This window comes from Pseudomonas sp. NFX5, assembly GCF_049132125.1.
GTDB classification, from domain to species: domain Bacteria; phylum Pseudomonadota; class Gammaproteobacteria; order Pseudomonadales; family Pseudomonadaceae; genus Aquipseudomonas; species Aquipseudomonas marginalis.
The window spans coordinates 1-22,491 of the sequence record NZ_JAFMZG010000039.1; the positions used below are offsets into that span (position 1 = coordinate 1).

16 protein-coding genes and 2 riboswitches are annotated in these 22,491 nt (G+C 63.0%); of the genes, 6 read left to right on the top strand and 10 right to left on the bottom strand.

The features are described 5' to 3' along the window. Nucleotides 1-27: 27 nt before the first annotated feature. Nucleotides 28-1,752, bottom strand: coding sequence for a ubiquinone-dependent pyruvate dehydrogenase (poxB, locus tag J1N02_RS27295; protein WP_092357801.1), 1,725 nt, complete (start codon nucleotides 1,750-1,752; stop codon nucleotides 28-30). A gap of 77 nt (nucleotides 1,753-1,829) precedes the next feature. Then, nucleotides 1,830-3,062, bottom strand: coding sequence for an NADH:flavin oxidoreductase/NADH oxidase family protein (locus J1N02_RS27300; protein WP_421148045.1), 1,233 nt, complete (start codon nucleotides 3,060-3,062; stop codon nucleotides 1,830-1,832). 71 nt (nucleotides 3,063-3,133) lie between these two features. On the opposite strand from J1N02_RS27300, the gene J1N02_RS27305 reads away from it, so the two are divergent. Further along, nucleotides 3,134-3,538 (top strand): MerR family transcriptional regulator, encoded by a 405-nt coding sequence (locus J1N02_RS27305; protein WP_027606485.1) that lies wholly within the window; start codon nucleotides 3,134-3,136, stop codon nucleotides 3,536-3,538. A gap of 40 nt (nucleotides 3,539-3,578) precedes the next feature. On the opposite strand, the gene J1N02_RS27310 is transcribed toward J1N02_RS27305, so the two are convergent. Together J1N02_RS27310 and J1N02_RS27315 are read right to left on the bottom strand one after the other, a co-directional pair. Continuing rightward, nucleotides 3,579-4,073 (bottom strand): DUF934 domain-containing protein, encoded by a 495-nt coding sequence (locus J1N02_RS27310; RefSeq protein ID WP_003235539.1) that lies wholly within the window; start codon nucleotides 4,071-4,073, stop codon nucleotides 3,579-3,581. Beyond that, on the bottom strand, nucleotides 4,057-5,715 hold the full coding sequence (locus J1N02_RS27315; protein WP_027606484.1) for a nitrite/sulfite reductase: 1,659 nt from the start codon (nucleotides 5,713-5,715) through the stop codon (nucleotides 4,057-4,059). The genes J1N02_RS27310 and J1N02_RS27315 overlap by 17 nt, the downstream gene beginning before the upstream one ends. 422 nt (nucleotides 5,716-6,137) lie before the next feature. On the opposite strand from J1N02_RS27315, the gene J1N02_RS27320 reads away from it, so the two are divergent. Continuing rightward, nucleotides 6,138-7,205, top strand: coding sequence for an ABC transporter substrate-binding protein (locus tag J1N02_RS27320; RefSeq protein WP_098479712.1), 1,068 nt, complete (start codon nucleotides 6,138-6,140; stop codon nucleotides 7,203-7,205). Here the strand turns inward: J1N02_RS27320 and J1N02_RS27325 are convergent. After that, the gene (locus J1N02_RS27325) at nucleotides 7,202-7,420 is read right to left on the bottom strand and encodes a DUF2970 domain-containing protein (RefSeq protein ID WP_027606482.1); all 219 of its coding nucleotides are present in this window, start codon (nucleotides 7,418-7,420) and stop codon (nucleotides 7,202-7,204) included. The two genes, J1N02_RS27320 and J1N02_RS27325, sit on opposite strands and share 4 nt — an antisense overlap. A 52-nt stretch (nucleotides 7,421-7,472) precedes the next feature. After that, on the bottom strand, nucleotides 7,473-11,183 hold the full coding sequence (gene metH, locus J1N02_RS27330) for a methionine synthase (protein ID WP_421148046.1): 3,711 nt from the start codon (nucleotides 11,181-11,183) through the stop codon (nucleotides 7,473-7,475). Between the two features lie 165 nt (nucleotides 11,184-11,348). Between metH and J1N02_RS27335 the strand changes: the two genes are divergently transcribed. After that, nucleotides 11,349-13,640 carry a fatty acid cis/trans isomerase gene (locus J1N02_RS27335; RefSeq protein WP_281114120.1) on the top strand — a complete coding sequence of 764 codons (2,292 nt, stop codon included), beginning with the start codon at nucleotides 11,349-11,351 and terminating at the stop codon, nucleotides 13,638-13,640. Nucleotides 13,641-13,733: 93 nt separating this feature from the next. Further along, nucleotides 13,734-14,318, top strand: coding sequence for a Fe-S biogenesis protein NfuA (gene nfuA / locus J1N02_RS27340; RefSeq protein ID WP_027606479.1), 585 nt, complete (start codon nucleotides 13,734-13,736; stop codon nucleotides 14,316-14,318). A gap of 441 nt (nucleotides 14,319-14,759) precedes the next feature. Here the strand turns inward: nfuA and cobM are convergent, their stop codons facing one another. The 4 genes from cobM to J1N02_RS27360 form a co-directional block, all read right to left on the bottom strand. Next, the gene (gene cobM, locus J1N02_RS27345) at nucleotides 14,760-15,506 is read right to left on the bottom strand and encodes a precorrin-4 C(11)-methyltransferase (protein ID WP_421148047.1); all 747 of its coding nucleotides are present in this window, start codon (nucleotides 15,504-15,506) and stop codon (nucleotides 14,760-14,762) included. Nucleotides 15,507-15,576: 70 nt separating this feature from the next. Beyond that, nucleotides 15,577-15,969 carry a cobalamin biosynthesis protein gene (locus J1N02_RS27350; RefSeq protein WP_027606477.1) on the bottom strand — a complete coding sequence of 131 codons (393 nt, stop codon included), beginning with the start codon at nucleotides 15,967-15,969 and terminating at the stop codon, nucleotides 15,577-15,579. Then, on the bottom strand, nucleotides 15,966-16,670 hold the full coding sequence (locus J1N02_RS27355) for a CbtA family protein (protein ID WP_421148048.1): 705 nt from the start codon (nucleotides 16,668-16,670) through the stop codon (nucleotides 15,966-15,968). The genes J1N02_RS27350 and J1N02_RS27355 overlap by 4 nt, the downstream gene beginning before the upstream one ends. Nucleotides 16,671-16,681: 11 nt before the next feature. Further along, complete coding sequence (locus J1N02_RS27360; protein ID WP_065941218.1) at nucleotides 16,682-16,870, bottom strand: CbtB domain-containing protein; 189 nt, start codon at nucleotides 16,868-16,870, stop codon at nucleotides 16,682-16,684. Between the two features lie 96 nt (nucleotides 16,871-16,966). Then, a riboswitch (cobalamin riboswitch) is annotated at nucleotides 16,967-17,172 on the bottom strand. A gap of 42 nt (nucleotides 17,173-17,214) precedes the next feature. Continuing rightward, nucleotides 17,215-17,415: riboswitch (cobalamin riboswitch) on the top strand. Nucleotides 17,416-17,510: 95 nt separating this feature from the next. Here J1N02_RS27360 and cobW point away from each other — a divergent pair. Next, nucleotides 17,511-18,572 carry a cobalamin biosynthesis protein CobW gene (gene cobW, locus J1N02_RS27365; protein ID WP_421148049.1) on the top strand — a complete coding sequence of 354 codons (1,062 nt, stop codon included), beginning with the start codon at nucleotides 17,511-17,513 and terminating at the stop codon, nucleotides 18,570-18,572. A gap of 3 nt (nucleotides 18,573-18,575) precedes the next feature. Further along, complete coding sequence (gene cobN, locus J1N02_RS27370) at nucleotides 18,576-22,337, top strand: cobaltochelatase subunit CobN (RefSeq protein ID WP_421148050.1); 3,762 nt, start codon at nucleotides 18,576-18,578, stop codon at nucleotides 22,335-22,337. The last annotated feature ends 154 nt before the right edge of the window (nucleotides 22,338-22,491 follow it).

Below are 22,491 nucleotides of genomic sequence, written 5' to 3' on the forward strand. Positions count from 1 at the left end.
GGGCTTGCCCGCTCCCTCAGTATTGGATCAGCGCAACCAGTTAGTCCGCGCCAACTCGATCACTTCATCTCCACGCCCACTCATCACCGCCTTGAGCATGTACAGGCTGAACCCCTTGGCCTGTTCCAGCTTGATGCTCGGCGGCATTACCAGTTCCTGGGTGGCCGTCACCACATCCACCAGCACCGGGCCATTGTGGGCCAGGGCGCGGCGCAGGGCCGGTTCCAGGTCTTCGGATTGCTCCACGCGAATGCCGAGGATGCCCATGGCGTTGGACATGGCGGCGAAGTCCGGGTTTTTCAGCTCGGTGCCGGCATCCAGATAGCCCGCAGCCTTCATTTCCATGGCGACAAAGCCCAGGGACGAGTTATCGAACACGATGACTTTGACGGGCAGGTTCAACTGCGCCAGTGAAATGAAATCCCCCATCAGCATGGCAAACCCGCCGTCGCCGGACATCGAGATCACCTGGCGCCCAGGAAAGGCCGCCTGGGCACCGATCGCCTGGGGCATGGCATTGGCCATGGAGCCGTGGTTGAACGAACCGATCAGGCGACGCTTGCCATTCATCTTCAGGTAGCGCGCCGCCCACACGGTCGGCGAGCCCACGTCGGCGGTGAAGATTGCATCGTCGTCCGCCAGTTCGCTGAGCAGGCGCGCCACGTATTGCGGGTGGATCGGCCGGTTGGCCTTTGACGGTTGCGCCAGGTCGTCCAGGCCTTGGCGGGCTTTTTCGTAGTGCTTCAGAGAGGTCTCGAGGAAGCTGCGGTCGGTCTTGCGGGTCAGGCGCGGCAGCAGCGCGTCGAGGGTCTCGCTCACATCGGCAGCGATGCCCAGGTCCAGCGTGGCGCGACGGCCGAGCGCCTGCGGGTTGCGGTCAACCTGGATGATTTTGGCATCGGTAGGGTAGAACTGGCGGTACGGAAAGTCCGTGCCGAGCATGATCAGCGTGTCGCAGTCGAGCATGGCGTGGTAACCGGAGCTGAAGCCGATCAGGCCGGTCATGCCCACATCAAATGGGTTGTCCCATTCCACATGCTCCTTGCCGCGCAGGGCGTGCACCACCGGAGCCCCCAGCGTGTCGGCCAGGGCGACCACTTGATCGTGGGCACCGGCGCAGCCACTGCCGCACAGCAGGGTGACCTTCTTGCTGCTTTCAAGGATCTCGGTCAGTCGTTGCAGGTCCTGTTCCGCCGGCAGGGTACGCGGTGTGTGCAGGGCCGGCCAGGGCTTGAGCTTGTCTTCGACTTCCAGCAACGATACGTCCCCCGGAATCACCACCACCGCCACGCCGCGGTTGAGGATCGCCGAACGCATGGCGCGGTGCAGCACGTGCGGCATCTGTTCGGGGTTGGTGACCAGCTCGATAAAGTGGCTGCACTCCTTGAACAGTTCTTGGGGATGAGTCTCCTGGAAGTAATTCAGGCCGATCTCGGAGGAGGGGATTTGTGCGGCAATCGCCAGCACCGGCACATGGTTGCGATGGCAATCGAACAGGCCATTGATCAAGTGCAGGTTGCCCGGCCCGCAGCTGCCAGCGCATACGGTCAGTTCGCCAGTGGCTGCAGCTTCGGCACCGGCAGCGAAGGCGGCGACTTCTTCGTGACGTACATGCATCCACTCGATGCTGTCCATGGTACGCAGGGCGTCGGTGAGGCCGTTGAGGCTGTCGCCGGTCAGGCCCCAGATACGCTTGATCCCCGCCTGTTCAAGGGTGGTCGCCAATTGCTGGGCCAGGTTGATTTTCGCCATGAAGAACTCCAATCGTCAGTGAGGTTAAAAGCTGCTGATCAATAGGGGACAGTTCGATCACGGCGAATGCTCCGCTTTTAATGTGAAGATTGCGTCATGGTTGCGCGGTATTGCCGGGTGCGCCGAGCGATAAACCATTGGTCACACGCCAGCGCCAGCCATGGCACGACATTGGGTTTAGGCAGTCGGCCACGACTCAGGCGGCGCATCTGGTCCCGCACCACGGCCAGGGTGGCGAGGGCGGCCAAGGGTTTGCGTTTCCAACTGATCGGCTTGAGTTGCGGGTTGAGGTCGCGACCCTCGTGCCAGTGCTTGATCAGTTGCGGTTCCAGGGTCAGGGCGGTAGCGATGCCGGCCATGGCGATACCGCTGTCCAGCACTTGTTGCACGATGGGCAGGCGGCGAATGCCGCCGGTGACCATCAGCGGCATCTTGGCGATGGTCGCCAGTTCCTTGGCGAACTCCAGGAAATACGCTTCGCGGGCCAGGGTGCGGCCGTCCCGTGCTTCGCCTTGCATGGCCGGGGCTTCGTAGCTGCCGCCGGATAATTCCAGCAGGTCGATGGGCAGCGGGTTGAGCAGCTCGACCACGGCGCGCGCGTCGTTGGCGTCGAAGCCGCCGCGCTGGAAGTCGGCCGAGTTGAGTTTGACCGCCACACAGAATGAAGGACTGACGCTGGCACGCACGGCGTGGATCACTTCCAGCAGCAGGCGTGCGCGGTTTTCCAGGGGGCCGCCCCAACGGTCAGTGCGTTGGTTGCTGAGTGGGGAGAGAAACTGGCTGAGCAGGTAGCCGTGCGCGCCGTGGATCTGCACCCCGGTGAACCCGGCTTTCTCGGCCAGGCGTGCGCTGGTGGCGAAGCGTTTGATCACGTCTTGAATGTCGTCTTCGGTCATGGCCCTGGGCTTGGCGAACATCTTCGAAAAGCCGCCGAGGTCCAGTGCAATCGCGGAGGGCGCCAGGGCCTGCTGGCCGAGGTTGGCCATGGTCTGGCGCCCCGGATGGCTGAGCTGTAGCCAAAAGTGCACGCCCTTGTCGCGGGCCACGGCGGCCCACTCGCGAAAGCTGTCCAGGTGCTGTTCGTCTTCGAGGGCAACGCCGCCGGGACCGGTCATGGCGCGGCGGTCGATCATCACATTGCCGGTCAGCAGCAGGCCGGGCTCGCCGTCCGCCCAGGTCTTGTACAACTGCTTCAATTCGCGGGAGGGCGCCTGTTGCGCATCCGCCATGTTTTCTTCCATCGCCGCCTTGGCGATACGGTTGGCGAGGACTTGGCCATTGGGCAGTTGCAAGGGTTCAAAGGGTGACATGGGTTGACTCCTGAGCAGGGGAGGCCTCAGGCTAAGCTTAAAGTTAACTTTAATGTCAAGCAGGCGTTTTGATGAATATTGGAGAGCTGGCAAAACAGAGCGGGCTGGCGGCGTCGCGTATCCGCTTCTATGAAGCAGAAGGGTTGATCAGCCAGGTGGGGCGCCAGGCCAATGGCTATCGCCGTTATGCACCGGAGGCCTTGCAGACGCTGCGCTTGATTCAGAGCGCGCAGCAGGCCGGTTTCACCTTGCAGGAACTCAAGGCGCTGATGCCGGCCCCCGGCGAGCACAAGCGCGCCGAGCTGATCGAGGCGCTCGAGCGCAAGGTCGAGCAGATTGAAGCGATGCAGGCGCAACTGGCGCACAGCAAGGCGCAGTTAGTCGGGGTGATCGACGCGGTACGCGCGCAACCGGAAGGTGTGCCGTGTTCGATGGGGCAGAAGCAGGTGCTAGCGTCGATCAAGCTCAACTCATAAAAAAGCCCTGGCATGCCAGGGCTTTTTCATTTGTGCAGACTCAGCGACGACGGAACAGCGGCAGCGGTTCATCCGTTGCAGCCTGGTACGTCACCGAGAAGTCCTTGAGGCTTTCCAGTGCTTCGTACGGGTCTTTGTCGGCGCGCAAGGCGAAGGCATCGAACCCGCAACGGCGCAGGTAGAACAACTGGTCGCGCAGCACGTCGCCAATGGCCCGCAGCTCGCCTTTGTAACCGTAGCGGTCACGCAGCAGGCGTGCGTTGGAATAGTTGCGACCGTCGGTGAAGGCCGGGAAGTTCAGGGCGATGACCTGGAAGTGCTCCACGTCAGCGCCGATCTCTTCGGCTTCTTCATCGGCGTCCAGCCACACACCCAGGCCGCCGTCGCGGGCCTTGAGCGCGTGGCCGTGTTCGCGCCACAGCGCCAGCGGCACGATCAGGTCGTCGCAGTTGGAGATGCCGTCGAAGCTCGCATCCTTGGGCAGCAGGTGCCAGGTTTCGTCGAGGACTTCGTTGTTCTTAATGATTCGCTGCATAGACGCGCTCCTTGAACAGGTCAATGCCGATGCGCTGGTAGGTGTCGATGAAACGCTCATCTTCGGTGCGCTGTTCGATGTACACGTCGATCAGCTTGCCGATCACCTCGGGCATGGCTTCCTGGGCGAAGGACGGGCCGAGGATCTTGCCCAGGCTCGCATCGCGGCTGGCGCTGCCACCCAGGGACACTTGGTAGAATTCTTCGCCTTTCTTGTCCACGCCCAGGATGCCGATGTGGCCGACGTGGTGGTGACCACAGGCGTTCATGCAACCGGAGATGTTCAGGTCCAGCTCGCCGATGTCGAACAGGTAGTCCAGGTCGTCGAAACGGCGCTGGATCGATTCGGCGATCGGGATCGACTTGGCGTTGGCCAGGGAGCAGAAATCGCCGCCCGGGCAGCAGATGATGTCGGTCAGCAGGCCGATGTTCGGCGTGGCGAAACCGCCTTCGCGCAGTTCGCCCCACAGGGTGAACAGTTGGCTCTGCTCAACGTCCGCGAGGATGATGTTCTGCTCGTGGGAGGTGCGCAGCTGGCCGAAGCTGTAGCGCTCGGCCAGGTCGGCGACGGCGTCCAGCTGCTTGTCGGTGATGTCGCCCGGTGCAACACCGGTCGGTTTCAGTGACAGGGTCACCGCCACATAGCCCGGCTTTTTGTGCGCCAGGGTGTTGCGGGTGCGCCAGCGGGCGAAGCCCGGGTGCTGCTGGTCGAGCGCTGCGAGCTCGGCATCCTGGTTGCCCAGGGCCTTGTACTCAGGATCGACGAAGTGCTTGGCCACACGGTGCACTTCGGCTTCGGTCAGGGTGGTCTGGCCGCCGCGCAGGTGCTCCATCTCGGCGTCGACTTTCTGGGCGAACACCTCAGGGGTCAGCGCCTTGACGAGGATCTTGATCCGCGCCTTGTATTTGTTGTCACGACGGCCGTAGCGGTTGTAGACGCGCAGGATGGCGTCGAGGTAGCTCAGCAGGTCCTGCCATGGCAGGAACTCGTTGATGAACGCACCCACCACCGGGGTACGGCCCAGGCCGCCACCCACCAGGACACGGAAACCCAGCTCGCCGGCCGCGTTGTACACCGGCTCCAGGCCGATATCGTGTACTTCGATGGCGGCACGGTCCGAGGTCGAGCCATTGATGGCGATCTTGAACTTGCGCGGCAGGTAGGCGAATTCGGGGTGGAAGGTGGTCCACTGGCGGACGATTTCACACCACGGGCGTGGGTCGATCAGCTCGTCGGCGGCAACCCCGGCGAATTGGTCGGTGGTCACGTTGCGCAGGCAGTTACCGCTGGTCTGGATGGCGTGCATCTGCACGGTGGCCAGTTCAGCCAGGATGTCCGGCACATCTTCCAGGGCCGGCCAGTTGAACTGCACGTTCTGGCGGGTACTGATGTGGGCATAGCCTTTGTCGAAGTCGCGGGCAATCTTGGCCATCATGCGGGTCTGGCGCGAAGTCAGTTGGCCATAAGGCACGGCCACCCGCAGCATCGGCGCAAAGCGCTGGACATAAAGGCCATTTTGCAGGCGCAGAGGGCGGAACTCTTCTTCGCTCAGTTCACCTGCTAGGTAGCGTCGGGTCTGATCACGGAACTGCTTGACGCGGTCCTCGATGATGCGCTGATCGTATTCGTCGTATACGTACATATAGGTCCTGTTCTCGGCAAATCTGCGCGCACGGCCGCGCACTCCCAACGGAGCCGGCGCACGATACCAGTTTGCGTTTATGCGCAAAAGTGATGTTTGAGTATATGCACATAACCAAAATGACTAATGAGAAGGGTTATCGTGATACCCACATTTGTCATGCGGGCAATCGTGAACTTTACTGTGAGCGTGTTTGAGTGCAATCACCTATAAAACCGACAAGAGGCGATGCAATGAGCAATCCGACCAAAGCCCGTAAACCTGACAGTACCGTTGATGCCTGGGCCATTCTGTTCCTGATCATTCTGGTGGTGGGAACGGCCGTATTCTGGGTCAGCCACCAATAAAGGACGTTGATTGAGCCTCGATTGGTTCAGGCATTGCCACTATCATGGCGGCCTATTTTCGAGGCTCAAGCATCCATGTTGAAGGTGTTGATTACGTGTGTCTGGTTGCTGGGATCGACGTGTGGGGCGATGGCTCATGCAACGTCGGTGGTGTTTCTCAATCCGGGCATGTCGACGGAAACCTTCTGGGTCAGCTATGCGCAATTCATGCAGGCCGCCGCCAAGGACCTCGGCCTGGACTTGCGCGTGCGTTATGGCGAGCGTGATGCCGGCAACACGCTGGCCCAGGCGCGTGAGGTGCTGCAAGGCAGCCAGCGGCCTGATTACCTGGTGCTGGTGAATGAGCAGTACGTTGCACCGCAGATCCTGCGCATGGCCGAGGGAAGTGGCGTCAAGCTGCTGCTGGTGAACAGCGCGCTGACCTCCGATCAGGCGCAATTGCTGGGAACCCGCCGTGGCATCCGTTTGATCGGCAGCCTGGTGGCTGACGATGAACAGGCTGGCTACCTGATGCTCCGTGATCTGTTGCGCCAGCACGGTCCGGTTGCGCCGGGCGAGCCCCTCGACCTGTTGGCGTTTTCCGGGACCAAGTCCACCCCGGGGGCGCAATTGCGTGAGCGCGGCATGCGTCGGGCGCTGGCCGAGCATCCCGAGGTGCGCCTGCGTCAGTTGGTCTACGGCGAATGGAACCGCGAACGCGCCTTCGAACAAGCGAAGCAACTGTTCAAGCGCTACCCGCAGACGGCGCTGGTGTGGTCGGCCAACGATCAGATGGCGCTGGGCGCCATGCAGGCGCTGCAGGGCAGTGGGCGGTTACCGGGCAGGGACGTGCTGTTCAGCGCGCTCAACAGCTCGCCGGAGATCCTGCAGGCACGCCTGGATGGACGCTTGTCGTCCCTGGTCGCCGGGCATTTCACCGTGGGCGGCTGGGCCATGGTGTTGGTCCATGACGATGCCAAGGGCCTGGACATTGGCGCCTATGGCGGACGCGACCGGCAGTTGGCGCTATTCCAATTGATCGATGCCGGCCAGGCGCGGCGCTTGTTGGGGCCGACACCCTCGGTGGATTTCCGCGCGTTGTCCGCCCAGGGCAAGCCCGTGTCCTATCGTTACCCGTTCAGCCTGCACCTGCTGCTGCGCTAGACGCCGGCGAGGTGCAGCACCAGCTTGACGATGCCGAACAGCGTCAAGGCGAACACCGCCGTGAACAGAATGCCCAGGATCACGAAGTGGCTGGGCTTGCCGTGGGTGAAGTCGCGGGCGCGATTCTTGCCGCTCTGCACGCCAAAGGCGGCGGCCATGACGCTGTGGAGCATCTGCCAGAAGGTCGGCGGCTTGTTGTTGACCGGATCGTCCATACATCCCTCGACACAAGGTGTGTGAGGGACAGCATAGACAATCCAGGCCGGCTTAGTTGTCGTAGCCCAGGTTCGGCGCCAGCCAGCGCTCGGTCACGGCCAGGTCCTGGCCCTTGCGCGCGGTGTAGCTGGTCACCTGGTCCTTGTCGACCTTGCCCACGGCAAAGTACTGCGCCTGCGGGTGGGCGAAGTACCAGCCGCTGACCGCCGCCGCCGGGAACATCGCGTAGTGCTCGGTGAGGAACACGCCGCTGCGCCCAGCGTGCATTTCGCGGGCCTCGGGGTCGAGCAGGTGGAACAACTGGGCTTTCTCGGTGTGGTCCGGGCACGCCGGGTAACCGGGGGCAGGGCGGATACCGCTGTACTGCTCCTTGATCAGCGCTTCGTTGTCCAGTTGCTCGTCCTTGGCGTAGCCCCAGTGTTCCTTGCGCACCTGCTGGTGCAGCCACTCGGCACAGGCCTCGGCCAGGCGGTCGGCCAGGGCCTTGACCATGATCGAGTTGTAGTCGTCGCCCGCGTCCTGGTAGGCCTTGGCCACTTCCTCGGCGCCGATGCCGGCGGTGGTGATGAAGCCACCGATGTAGTCGGTCACGCCGCTGTCCTTGGGCGCGACGAAGTCGGCCAGGGAGAAGTTCGGCTTGCCGTCGGTCTTGATGATCTGCTGGCGCAGGTGGTGCAGTTTGGCAATCGGCTGGCCGTCTTCACCGTAGACTTCCAGGTCATCGTCCTGCACCTGGTTGGTCGGCCAGAAACCGAACACTGCACGGGCGCTGATGAGTTTTTCGTCGATCAGTTTCCTGAGCATTTCCTGGGCGTCGGCATACAGCGCGGTGGCGGCTTCACCCACCACTTCATCGGTCAGGATGCGCGGGAACTTGCCGGCCAGGTCCCAGGAGATAAAGAACGGGGTCCAATCGATGTACTCGGCCAGGACGTTGAGGTCGATATTGTCCAGCACCCTGGAACCGGTGAAGGTGGGCTTGACCGGCGTGTAGCTGTTCCAGTCGAACTGCGGCTTCTTGGCGATGGCCGCCGGGTAGCTCAGGCGCTCGGTGCGCGCGCTGCGGTTGGAGGTGCGTTCACGCACGTCGATGTATTCCAGGCGGGTCTTCTCGACGAAGCCGGCCTTCAATTCCTTGGACAGCAACTGCGTGGCCACGCCCACCGCACGGGAGGCGTCGGTGACGTAGATCACCGCGTCGTTGCTGTACTTGGGCTCGATCTTCACCGCCGTGTGCGCCTTGGAGGTGGTCGCGCCGCCGATCATCAGCGGCAGGTGGAAGTCCTGGCGCTGCATCTCGCGGGCCACATGCACCATCTCGTCCAGGGACGGCGTGATCAGGCCGGACAGCCCGATAATGTCGCACTTCTGCTCCTTGGCCACCTGCAGGATCTTCTCCGCCGGCACCATCACGCCGAGGTCGACGATGTCATAGCCGTTGCAGCCGAGCACCACGCCGACGATGTTCTTGCCGATGTCATGCACGTCGCCCTTCACCGTGGCCATCAGGATCTTGCCCTTGGCTTCCGGCTTGTCGCCTTTTTCCAGCTCGATGAACGGGATCAAGTGGGCCACGGCCTGCTTCATCACGCGGGCGGATTTCACCACCTGGGGCAGGAACATCTTGCCGGCGCCGAACAGGTCGCCAACGATGTTCATGCCGGACATCAGCGGGCCTTCGATCACTTCGATCGGGCGGGCGAACGACAGCCGCGATTCTTCGGTGTCTTCGACGATGTGGGTGGTGATGCCCTTGACCAGCGCGTGTTCCAGGCGCTTGTTGACCGGCCAGCCGCGCCACTCTTCGGTTTCGGCTTCTTTTACGCTGCCGTCGCCCTTGTACTTGTCGGCGATGGCGAGGAGGGCGTCGGTGCCTTCCGGGGTGCGGTTGAGCACCACGTCTTCCACGGCATCGCGCAGCTCGGCCGGGATCTGGTCATAGATCTCCAGCTGGCCGGCGTTGACGATGCCCATGGTCAGGCCGTTGCGGATCGCATACAGCAGGAACACCGAGTGGATCGCCTCCCGCACCGGGTTGTTGCCGCGGAACGAGAACGACACGTTGGACACGCCACCGGAGGTCAGCGCATACGGCAGCTCGTCGCGGATATAGGCACAGGCGTTGATGAAATCGACGGCGTAGTTGTTGTGCTCTTCGATGCCGGTGGCGACTGCGAAGATGTTCGGGTCGAAGATGATGTCTTCCGGTGGGAAGCCGACTTCATCCACCAGGATGTCGTAGGAGCGCTTGCAGATTTCCTTCTTGCGCGCTTCGGTGTCGGCCTGGCCGGCCTCGTCGAAGGCCATCACCACCACGGCGGCGCCGTAGCGTTTGCACAGCTTGGCGTGGTGAATGAACTGCTCGACGCCTTCCTTCATGCTGATGGAGTTGACGATGCCCTTGCCCTGGATGCACTTGAGGCCGGCTTCGATCACTTCCCACTTGGAGGAGTCGATCATGATCGGTACGCGGGAGATGTCCGGCTCGCCGGCAATCAGATTGAGGAAGGTCACCATGGCCTTCTTCGAATCGAGCATGCCCTCGTCCATGTTGATGTCGATCACCTGGGCGCCGGCTTCCACCTGTTGCAGGGCGACTTCCAGGGCTTCGGTGTAGTTGTCCTCGCGGATCAGGCGGGCGAAACGCGCAGAACCGGTGATGTTGGTGCGCTCGCCGACGTTGACGAACAAGGAGCTGCGATCAATGGTGAACGGCTCCAGGCCCGACAGGCGGCAAGCCTTGGGGATGTCCGGGATCGGGCGCGGCGCGTAGCCGGCCACGGCCTTGGCGATGGCTTCGATATGGCCCGGGGTGGTGCCGCAGCAGCCGCCGACGATATTGAGGAAGCCGCTCTGGGCGAATTCTTCGATGACCTTGGCGGTTTCCGACGGCAATTCGTCGTACTCGCCGAATTCATTGGGCAGGCCGGCGTTGGGGTGCGCGGACACATGGGTGTTGGCTTTGTTGGACAGCTCTTCCAGGTAAGGGCGCAGCTCGCTGGCGCCGAGGGCGCAGTTCAGGCCCACGGAAATCGGCTTGGCGTGGGCCACCGAGTTCCAGAAGGCTTCGGTGGTCTGGCCCGACAGGGTGCGGCCGGAGGCGTCGGTGATGGTGCCGGAGATCATGATCGGCAATTCGATACCGAGTGCTTCGAACACACCCTGCACGGCGAAGATCGCGGCCTTGGCGTTGAGGGTGTCGAAGATGGTCTCGATCAGGATCAGGTCGGCGCCGCCTTCGATCAGGCCCTTGGTGGCCTCGGTGTAGTTCTCCACCAGTTCATCGAAGGTGACGTTGCGGTAGCCAGGGTTGTTCACATCGGGCGACAGCGAGCAGGTGCGGCTGGTCGGGCCGAGGACGCCGGCGACGAAACGCGGCTTGGCCGGGTTCTCGGCGGTCTTGGCATCGGCGATCCTGCGCGCCAGGCGTGCGCCTTCGACGTTCAGTTCATAGGCCAGTTCTTCCATGCCGTAGTCGGCCATGGAGATGCGGGTGGCGTTGAAGGTGTTGGTTTCGAGGATGTCCGCACCGGCATCCAGGTAGGCCTTCTCGATCCCGCCGATCACGTCCGGGCGGGTGAGCACCAGCAGGTCGTTGTTGCCCTTGACGTCGCTCGGCCAGTCGGCGAAGCGTTTGCCGCGGTAGTCGTGTTCTTCCAGTTTATAGCTCTGGATCATCGTGCCCATGCCGCCGTCGAGGATCAGGATGCGTTCCTTGAGGGCGTGGTGAAGGGCTTGCAGACGAGCGCTACGATCGGACATGGGACTACTCTGGTCAGGCATTACGGAGGGCGTGGATCATAACAAACCTGTGCGGATTTGCGGCATGCCGGGGTTTTGCATGAATATCGCTCATGTTGAGCGGGTGCATGGCCCGGTAGAATCACCGCCACTTTAAACCGCACGCATTGAATCGGGACCGGATACATGTCACTTCGTCTTATCGTCAGCGCCGTCCTGGCATTGATAGCCAGCAGCGCTCTGGCAGAAGGTCCCGCTCCGGCGATCTCGTATACCCGCGACATCCAGCCGATCTTCACCGAGAAATGCGTGGCCTGCCATGCGTGCTATGACTCCGCGTGCCAGCTCAACCTGGGCAGTGCCGAGGGTGCGGCGCGCGGTGCGACCAAAGTGCCGGTCTACGACGGCGAGCGCAGCCAGGCCACACCCACCACGCGCTTGTTCTATGATGCCTTCGGCAAGCAGGCCTGGCAGCAGAAGGGCTTTTATTCGGTACTCGACGCCCAGGGCAGCCAGGCCGCGTTGATGGCGCGCATGCTGGAGCTGGGGCATACCGCAGCGCTGAAGCCCAATGCCAGGTTGCCCGAAGAGATCGTATTGGGCCTGAACCGCGAAAACATGTGCGCCACGCCCGGCGAGTTCAACGCCTATGCCGGTGCTCATCCCAAGGAGGGCATGCCGTTGGCGGTCACCGGCCTGAGCGACCAGCAGTACCAGACCCTGCAGCGCTGGCTGGCCTCCGGTGCACCGATTGACCAGCAGGGCGTGGCCCCCAGCGCCCGTGAAGCCGCACAGGTGCTGCAATGGGAGAACCTGCTCAACGCCCCCGGCGCACGGGAAAGCCTGGTGGCCCGTTGGTTGTTCGAGCATCTGTTCATTGCGCATCTGTATTTCGAAGACGGTGAGCCTGGGCATTTCTTCCAGTGGGTGCGCTCGCGTACCCCCAGCGGCCAGCCGATTGACCTGATCAATACCCGCCGCCCCAATGACGATCCCGGCACCCGCGTGTACTACCGTCTGTGGCCGGTGGAAGGGGTGATCGTCCACAAGACCCATATCACCTACCCCCTCAGCGCGGAAAAAATGGCGCGGGTCAAAGCCCTGTTCTACAGCGGCGACTGGCAGGTCAGCGCCTTGCCCGGCTACGGTCCCGGCCGGCGGGCCAACCCTTTCGAGACGTTCGAGGCGATTCCGGCCCAGGCGCGTTACCAGTTCATGCTGGATAACGCCGAATACTTTGTGCGCACGTTTATTCGCGGGCCGGTGTGCCGCGGGCAAATTGCCACGGACGTGATCCGCGACAATTTCTGGGCGTTGTTCCAGGCGCCCGACCACGACCTGTACATCACCGATGCCCGCTATCGCGGCCAGGCCACGCCGTTGCTGGCGATGCCAGGGCAGAATGACGACGTGGGCAGTGTGCTCAGCCTGTGGCTCGAATACCGCGATAAGCGCAACCAGTACGAAGCCCTGCGGCGAGACAGCTATGCCGAGTTGCCGGCGCCCAGTTGGTCGACCCTGTGGGCCGGCAATGACAACGCCCTGTTAAGCATCTTCCGTCATTTCGACAGCGCCTCGGTGAATAAGGGCCTGATCGGTGAAGTCCCGCAGACACTGTGGTTGTTCGACTATCCGTTGCTCGAACGCACCTACTACCAACTGGTGGTCAATTTCGATGTGTTCGGCAACGTATCGCACCAGGCCCAGACCCGGCTGTACTTCGACCTGATCCGCAACGGTGCCGAGCAGAACTTCCTGCGCCTGATGCCGGCCGATAGCCGCGATGCCTTTATGGATGATTGGTACCAGAACAGCGGCAAGATCAAGCTGTGGCTGGATTACGAAGCCATCGACGACGACACGCCTACCGCCTTGCACCTGGATAAAAAGGACCCCAAGCGCGACTTCGCCAACCAGTTGCTTGCCCGCTACGGTGACCTGAATGCCAGCCCGGATCCGATCAACCGTTGCGGGGGCGCGTTTTGTTCGCGCGACGGTATCGACCCGGCGCTGCAGGACGCCGAACAGGCGCTCAGCCGCCTGACTTCACGCCCGGCGGCGGGGCTCAAGGTGATTGACCAGTTACCTGAAGCGACGATGCTGCGCGTCGAAACCGCCAGCGGTAAGCGCGTGGTCTACAGCCTGCTGCGCAATCGCGCCCACAGTAACGTGGCATTTCTGCTGGGTGAGGCTTATCGCTATCAGCCGGGCCTGGACACGCTGACCCTTTACCCTGGAGTGCTCAGCAGTTACCCGAACTTCATGTTCAACATCCCTGCCCAGGAGGTGCCCGAATTCGTCGCCGAAATGGAGCGGGCCAAGGACGCCAATCGCTTTGAGAAAATTGTCGACCGCTGGGGTGTGCGCCGCAGCCACCCGTTGTTCTGGCAGTATTTCCACGATTTGTCCCAGTACATCCGCGAGACGACGCCGGTGGAAGAAGGGGTGCTGGATATGAACCGTTATGAAAACCTCTGACAGAGGCCAGCGTCTTTTCCGACAAAATTACTCGGACTTTGTACCTGCGTAATATTTTGGCGTAAACTGCCGGCAAGCCTGTGAGGAGTTTCCATGACTGCCATAACCATTACCGACGCCGCCCACGATTACCTGGCTGACCTGCTGTCCAAGCAGAACACCCCGGGAATCGGCATCCGCGTCTTTATCACCCAGCCTGGCACCCAGTACGCCGAGACGTGCATCGCCTACTGCAAGCCCGGTGAAGAGAAACCTGAAGACACCGCCCTGGGGCTGAAAAGCTTCACCGCGTATATCGACAACTTCAGCGAAGCCTTCCTGGACGATGCCGTGGTCGACTACGCCACCGACCGCATGGGCGGCCAATTGACCATCAAGGCGCCCAACGCCAAGGTGCCTAATGTCAATGCCGACAGCCCGGTCAACGAGCGCATCAACTACTACCTGCAAACCGAGATCAACCCGGGGCTCGCGAGCCACGGTGGTCAGGTCAGCCTGATCGACGTCGTCGATGACGGCATTGCCGTATTGAAGTTCGGCGGCGGCTGCCAGGGCTGCGGCCAGGCAGACGTGACCCTGCGCGAGGGCATCGAGCGGACCTTGCTCGAGCGTATTCCGGAGCTCAAGGGCGTCCGTGACGTGACAGACCACACGCAGAAAGAAAACGCCTACTACTGAGTAAGGCGTTCACTGCGAACAAAAAACGGCGCCCGTGAGCGCCGTTTTTTATTATTAAAATTCAAGCAGTTATGCCATCTATCTAACAAGTAAGATTAAGTGTGGGAGGGGGCTTGCTCCCGATAGCGGTGCCTCAGTCGACTCATGAGCAGGCTGACACACCGTCATCGGGGGCCAGCCCCCTCCCAAATTTTTTTGCATTTATTCAGTTAAATCAGCATGTTGCTGATGATTTGTGAATTAAAAAATCAATTTCGAATGTTGACTCTATCTCCCTGACAAGTAAGGTCAAATGTGGGAGGGGGCTTGCCCCCGATAGCGGTGCCTCAGTCGACTCATGAGCAGGCTGACACACCGCCATCGGGGGCAAGCCCCGTCCCACATTTTTTTGTGTTTAGCTATTAAAATCAATGGATTGCTTTGATTTTTTAAAGTAAATAATCAAGGCCGATAAAGGTGCGCATGCCCCGCCCGATACAACGACGACTCACTGAAACTGTCACTCGCCAGTACTCGCCCCACCACAATCAACGCCGTACGCCGAAAGCCCTTGGCGGCGACTTTGTCGGCAATATCGCTGAGTGTGCCGACGGCCCAATCCTGATCCGGCCATGTCGCCCGGTGCACCACGGCAATCGGGCAGTCTGCGCCATAGTGCGGCAGCAGTTCGGCGACGATCTTCTCCAAATGGTTGACCCCCAGATGAATCGCCATGGTGGTGCCATGCCGGGCCAGGCTGTCGAAGTCCTCTCCGGTCGGCATGCGGGTTTTATCGGCGTAGCGGGTCAGGATCACGCTTTGGGCGATGTCCGGCAGGGTCAGTTCGGTCTCCAGCAACGCTGCGCAGGCGGCCACTGCGGTGACGCCAGGAATGATCTGGAAGGGGATGCCCGACTCGCGCAGGTAACGGATCTGCTCGCCAATCGCGCCATACAGGCTCGGGTCTCCGGAGTGCACGCGGGCCACATCCTGGCCGTTGGCGTGGGCGGTCTTGAGCAGTTGGATGATCTGTTCCAGGTGCAGTTCAGCGCTGTTGACCACTTGTTGCGCCTGATGACCTTCCAGCACCGCCGCCGGCACCAGTGAGCCGGCATAGATGATCACCGGGCAACTGCGGATCAGGCGTTGGCCTTTGACGGTGATCAATTCCGGATCGCCGGGGCCGGCGCCGATGAAGTAGATGGTCATGGAGAATTCCTGTGGAAAAACGGGCGAGCATGAAGATTGCTCATGATCGGGAAGGGCGATTATCGGGATTTTAGCCGGCGCAGGCCAATGCAAAGGTGGCCTGGGCGGTTTTCTGGCGGGTGATCAACAAGCGGGCAGGGCCGCCGCAGAGCTGTTCGGCCAGGGCCAGGGCGGCACTTTCGGCGACGCCGTAACAGCCGGTATGGGCAAACGCGACCGCCGATTTGTGGCTCAGCCGGGCTTCGTAAACGGCCAGTTGCCCGGCGCTGAAGCACTGCAAGGGCAGGTCGAGCAGTCGGGCCAGGGCGAGTAACCCTGGCTCGTTCTGTTTACGGTCGATGCTGGCCAGTGCGGTGACACGCTGGCGCTCGACCCCGCCCTCGGCCAGGGCGCTGTCGAACAGGCCCAGCAGGGTGTCTACATCACAACCCCGCTGGCAACCCAGGCCGACCACCAGGGTCATGCCGAGTATTGATCGTCGCGGTTGCGGCGGAACAGCCAGGCGCTGATCAGGCCCAGGGCCAGCCAGAACACCACGTTGGTCAACTGCGAAGCGATCTTGAACTGCGCTTCGAGGGCTTCCGGCGCCAGCATCGAATGGGTTTCCGGCTGCGGTGCACCGATCACATGCGGCACCACGAGGATCGCCGCGCCCAAGACTTTCAGCAGCCAGTTGCGACCAAACACGATCAGCGCAATCCCGGCCGCCGTGGAAGCAGCAGTGCCGATCCACCAGATCTGCCGTTGTGCCAGGTCGGCGGCGGCAGTGCCCGGCAGCTCCGGTGGCAGACCCAGGGTGGGCGCCAGCACAAAAGTCGCGTAGCCGGCCAGGCCCCACAGCAAGCCTTGGGCCGTGCGGGTCGGTGCGCGCAGGGTGTAGAGGCCGGCCAGCATCAGGGCGAAGCCGACGGCCACCACCAGGTTGCCGCCGGTGGTCGACAGCACACGCTGCCAGCCGTCTTCGGGCTCCCAGGCTTCGGCGTCGTGGGTGTGTGCGGCGGCGCCAGCAGCATGCTCATGGGCCACTTCAGTCGCGGCCGGGGCCTTTTCAAAGGTTTCCGCCTGCAGAATCAGCGGAGCGACCCAGAAGCTTTGCAGCAGGGTCAGCAGCAGGGCGGCCAGCAAGCCGGTGAACCCTGCGGTTTGCGCAATACGCTTGATCATGTCGGCAGGCCTCAGTGGCACGGGAACGCGGCGCTGTGGCGGGTATCGTGGGCCGCGTTGTGCACCGCCTCGATGTGCGAGAAACCGGCGAAATACACCAGGCACGCGCCAAGGATCGACGCGCCGATGGCGGCGGTCAGGCGTTGGCTGAGGGTGGCGGAGCTGCTGGCGGTGTGCGAGGTGCTGCTGACGATCGACATGGCGCGTCCCTTTCAGGTGTCAGGGTGACACGAGCGCATGCAAACCCCGCGAGCCAGGCACGCAGGGTTTTAACAGCGCCCGCCCACCGCGGGTTTGTTATTCGATGTTATTCGGGCCGGTCTCCGGGCTTGCGAGGGACACTGGGTCTATAAAACGTCGCCTTCCCATGCCGTACAGGCACAGTGGATCTGACGCTTCACTCGCTTACCGTTGCGGGGGCAGCACCGGACTCGTCATGACGCCATGACTCACCGGTTTCCCGTTTCACCCTGTGAAGGGCACCCGAAACAAGATGTGTAGGAGAGCATGGGCCGGGGACGGTAGTCAAATGCGGCGAGCCCCTGTAGCCTTGCACCCTCGAGGTTCTTCGGCCCAGGCCGAAGCTAAGAAGGGAACGCGGTCCAAGCCGCGGCTGCCCCCGCAACTGTGAAGGGTTTATCTGACTGCCACGCCACTGCCACTGCGGCGGGAAGGCGCAGTCGGCGCCGGTCGCAAGACCCGCAAGCCCCAAGCCAGGAGACCTGCCTCGCCACCGATTTTCCAATTCAACCGGGCGGGGTGATCCGGTGACGAAATCTGCTGCTGCTGCGCGCCGCCGCAGGGCCTATCGTCCCGTATGCCCGCCCCAAAGGGCATCCGATGAAAACACTGGCCAAACTTCCCGTCACCATCGTTACCGGCTTCCTCGGCTCGGGCAAGACCACCTTGCTGCGCCATATGCTCGACAACGCCCAGGGCCGTCGTATTGCGGTGATCGTCAACGAATTCGGCGAGCTGGGCATCGACGGTGAGATCCTCAAGCAGTGCGCCATCGGTTGCACCGAAGAAGAGGCCAACGGTCGCGTGTACGAGCTGGCCAACGGCTGCCTGTGCTGCACGGTGCAGGAAGAGTTCTTCCCGGTGATGCGCGAACTGGTCGCCCGTCGCGGCGACCTCGACCATATCCTTATCGAAACCTCGGGCCTGGCCCTGCCAAAACCCTTGGTGCAGGCCTTCCAGTGGCCGGAAATCCGCAGCGCCTGCACGGTTGATGCGGTCATCACCGTGGTCGACAGCCCGGCCGTGGCCGCCGGCACCTTTGCCGCGTTCCCGGATCAGGTCGACGCCCAGCGCAAGCTCGACCCGAACCTGGACCATGAATCGCCGCTGCACGAGCTGTTTGCCGACCAGTTGGCCAGCGCCGACCTGGTGATCCTCAACAAATCCGACCTGATCAGCGCCGAAGACCTGGCCCGTGTGCGCCTGGAAGTCGCCGAAGAACTGCCACCAGCGGTGAAGATCATCGAAGCCAGCAGCGGTCGCCTGCCGTTGGACGTATTGATCGGCCTGGGCGCGGGGTCCGAAGAACATATCGACGCTCGCCATAGCCACCACGATCATCACCACGAAGGTGAAGACGAGCATGATCACGACGCCTTCGATTCCATCTCCATCGACCTGCCCCAAGCCGACGAAGCGCTGCTGCTCGACGCCCTGAACCAATTGGTGGTTCAGCACGGCATCCTGCGGGTCAAGGGCTTCGCCGCCATCCCGAACAAGCCGATGCGCCTGCTGATCCAGGGTGTGGGTACGCGTTTCGACAAGCACTTCGACCGTGCCTGGGGCGCCGACGAAGCGCGCATCACGCGGCTGGTGCTGATCGGCCAGGCGCTGGACGCGGCGGGCCTCGAAGCGCAACTGCGCGCTGCCCTCAGCGTTTAACCCATGCACCTGCTCAGGACTCAGCCCGGTGGTTTCGTCGCGGACGACAATATTGCCGACCTTGGCCAAACTCCCGCCGAACTGGTGATCCTGTGCAGCGGCGATTCCAGCCTGGCGCTGCTGGCCGAAGCCGCCCAGCAGTTGCCCGAGGATTACCCCAGCCTGCGCCTGGCCAACCCGATGCAGGTGCAGAACCACGCCTCGGTCGATTTGTATGTCGACGAGGTGCTGCGCCACGCCAAGGTCATCCTGATTTCCCTGCACGGCGGCATCGGTTATTGGCGCTACGGTATCGAGCGCCTGGTGGAGCTGGCCGAGCGTGGCGTTACGCTGATCCTGGTGCCGGGGGATGACCGCCCGGACCCGGAACTCAGCGGCCTGAGCACGGTGAGTGCCGAACAGCGCGACCGCCTGTGGCACTTCCTGCGCCAGGGCGGGCTCGCTAACGCGCTGGATTTTTTCCGCTGCCTGGCCAGCGGCTACCTGGACCGCGATTACCCGTGGGCCGAGCCGCAGACCTTGCCGCGCACCGCGATCTATCACCCGCACAAAGCCAACCCTCGCCTCAATGACTGGCAGACCGATTGGCACGCAGATTGGCCCGTGGCGGCGGTGCTGTTCTACCGCTCCCACCTGCAGGCGGCCAATACCGGTTTTATCGATGTGTTCTGCCAGCGCTTGCAGGCGGCGGGCCTTAACCCGTTGCCGATGGCGGTGGCCAGTTTGAAAGAGCCCGGCTGCCTGAGGGTGGTCGAGGACCTGCTGGATGAGGTCGGCGCGGCGGTGATCCTGAACACCACTGGTTTTGCCCAATCCAGCCCCGAAGCCCCGCATCTGCGGCCGTTTCGCCGCAATATCCCGGTGATCCAGGCGATCTGCGCCCAGGATAACCAGCCGGGCTGGCAGGCCAGCGAGCAAGGCCTGGGCCCGCGCGACCTGGCGATGCACATTGCCTTGCCCGAGTTGGACGGGCGCATTATCAGCCGGCCGATCAGCTTCAAGGATCTGGCCTGGCGCAGCGAGCGCAGCCAGTCGGACGTGGTGTGCTACCGCGCAGCGCCCGAACGCATGGATTTCGTCGCCGAGCTGGCGCGCCGTTGGGTCGAGCTGGCACGGGTGCCGAATGGGGATAAACGCATCGCCCTGATCCTTGCCAACTACCCGACCCGCGACGGTCGCATCGGCAATGGCGTAGGCCTGGACACCCCGGCCGCCGCGCTGAATATCCTGCGCGCCCTGCAGGCCGAAGGTTATCCGGTGCCGGAGCAACTGCCCGAAAGCGGTACCGCGCTGATCCATGAGCTGCTCGGCGGCGTCACCAACGACCTCGACAGCCTCGACCTGCGCCCCTGTCATCAAAGCCTCGGCCTGGACGACTACGAGGCGATGTTCAAGCGCTTGCCTGAATCCAACCGCCAGGCGGTGCTGGAGCGATGGGGCGCCCCGCACAACGATCCAATGTTCCGCGACGGCCGCCTGATGATCGCCGGCCTGCGCCTGGGCCAGACCTTCGTCGGCATCCAGCCGGCCCGGGGTTACCAGGTGGATGCCAGCGCGGTGTACCACGACCCGGACCTGGTGCCGCCCCATGGCTACCTGGCGTTCTACTTCTGGTTACGCTACACCTACGGCGCCCATGGCGTGATCCATGTGGGCAAGCACGGCAACCTCGAATGGCTGCCGGGCAAGGGCGTGGGGCTCTCGGAAAACTGCTGGCCGGATGCGCTGCTGGGGCCGCTGCCGAACATCTACCCGTTTATCGTCAACGACCCGGGCGAGGGCGCCCAGGCCAAGCGGCGCACCCAGGCGGTGATCATCGACCACCTGATGCCGCCGCTGACCCGCGCCGAAACCTACGGGCCGCTGCGGGACCTTGAGCTGTTGGCGGACGAATATTACGAAGCCCAACTGCTCGACCCACGCCGGGCCCGCGAGCTGCAAAAAGACATCCTCAAGCTGGTGCGTGAGACCCGCATCGATCAGGAGCTTGAACTGGATGGCGACGCCGATGCCGCTATCTGGCTGCCGCGCCTCGACACCTACCTGTGCGACTTGAAGGAGTCGCAGATCCGCGACGGCCTGCACATCTTTGGCGAGTCCCCCGTGGGCCGCTTGCGCATCGACACCTTGCTGGCCTTGCTGCGCATCCCGCGGGGCGACGGCCGTGGCCCGCAATCGAGCCTGCTGCGCGTGTTGGCCAAGGCGTTCGCGCTGGGTTTTGACCCCCTGGACTGTGCCCTGGCCGAGCCCTGGACCGGGCGACGCCCGGCAGTGTTGCAGAAGATCGATGGGCAGCAGTGGCGCACCGCCGGGGATACCCGCGAGCGCCTGGAACTGTACGCTGCGAGAATGATCGAGCAGGCGTTGGAAGGGCCGCTGGAACAGCTGGAAGAGCCCGGCTGGGAAGAAGTGAAGGCGGTGATCGAAAGCCTGCGCATCGTCGTGGCGCCACGCCTGGACGCCTGCGGCCCGGCGGAAATGCGCGGCTTGCTGGAGGCCCTCGGCGGGCGCTTTGTGCCGGCTGGGCCAAGCGGCGCGCCGAGCCGGGGGCGCCTGGATGTGCTGCCGACCGGGCGCAATTTCTTCACCGTTGACGTGCGCAACCTGCCCACCACCACCGCGTGGCGCATCGGCTTCCAGTCCGCCAACCTGATACTTGAACGGCACCTGCAGGACCACGGCGACCACCTGCGCCAACTCGGCCTGTCGGTGTGGGGCACGGCCACCATGCGCACCGGTGGCGACGACATTGCCCAGGCCATGGCGCTGATGGGCGTGCGGCCGGTGTGGGCCACCGGCAGTCAGCGGGTGGATGATTTTGAAATCCTGCCCATCAGCCTGTTGGACCGCCCGCGCGTGGACGTCACCTTGCGCGTGTCCGGGTTTTTCCGCGATGCCTTCGCCAACCTGATCCGCCTGTTCGACGCGGCGGTACAGGCGGTGGCGGCCCTGGATGAGCCGGACGACATGAACCCGCTGGCCGCCAAGGTGCGCAGTGAGCGGGCGGCGTTGCTGGCGTCCGGGTTGGATGACGAAGCAGCGGCGAAACAGGCCGGCTGGCGTATCTTCGGGGCCAAGCCCGGTGCCTATGGCGCCGGCGTGCAGGGCGCCATTGACGGGCGCCTGTGGCAAAGCCGCGAGGACCTGGCTGAGGTCTACCTGAACTGGGGCGGCTACGCCTATGGCGGCTCCGACGAAGGCTCTGCCGCCCGTACGCAGTTTGCCCAGCGCCTGAGCCAGGTGCAGGCGGTGTTGCAGAACCAGGATAACCGTGAGCACGACCTGCTCGACTCCAACGACTACTACCAATTCCAGGGCGGCATGCTCGCCGCCGTGGAAACCCTGAGCGGCGACAAGGCCGCCAGCTATCACGGCGACCATAGCCAGCCGGACCTGCCCAGGATTCGCACCTTGAAGGAAGAGCTGAACCGGGTGATCCGTTCCCGTGCCGCCAACCCCAAGTGGATCGACGGCGTGAAGCGCCATGGCTATAAAGGTGCGTTTGAAATGGCCGCGACCGTGGACAATCTGTTCGCCTTCGATGCCACCACGGCGCTGATCGACGATCATCAATATGCGTTGCTCGCTGACGCCTACCTGCTGGACCCTGACACCCGCGCGTTCGTGCAGCAGCACAACCCCGCGGCGTTGCGCGACATGACCGAGCGCATGCTCGAAGCCCAGCAGCGTGGCCTGTGGCAGGAGCCGGGGGCGTACCGCGAGGCGCTGGAAAACCTGTTGCTGGATATAGAAGAAGACAGCTAGAACGCGAGATGCGGCTTGTTGTGGCTGGCGGGCTTGTTGTGGTGAGCGGGCTTGCCCCGCGCTGGGCTGCGAAGCGGCCCCAAAAACATAGTCCCGGAGCTACCTGGCACACTGCAGCGCTCCTATTGGGGCTGCTTCGCAGCCCCACTAGGAG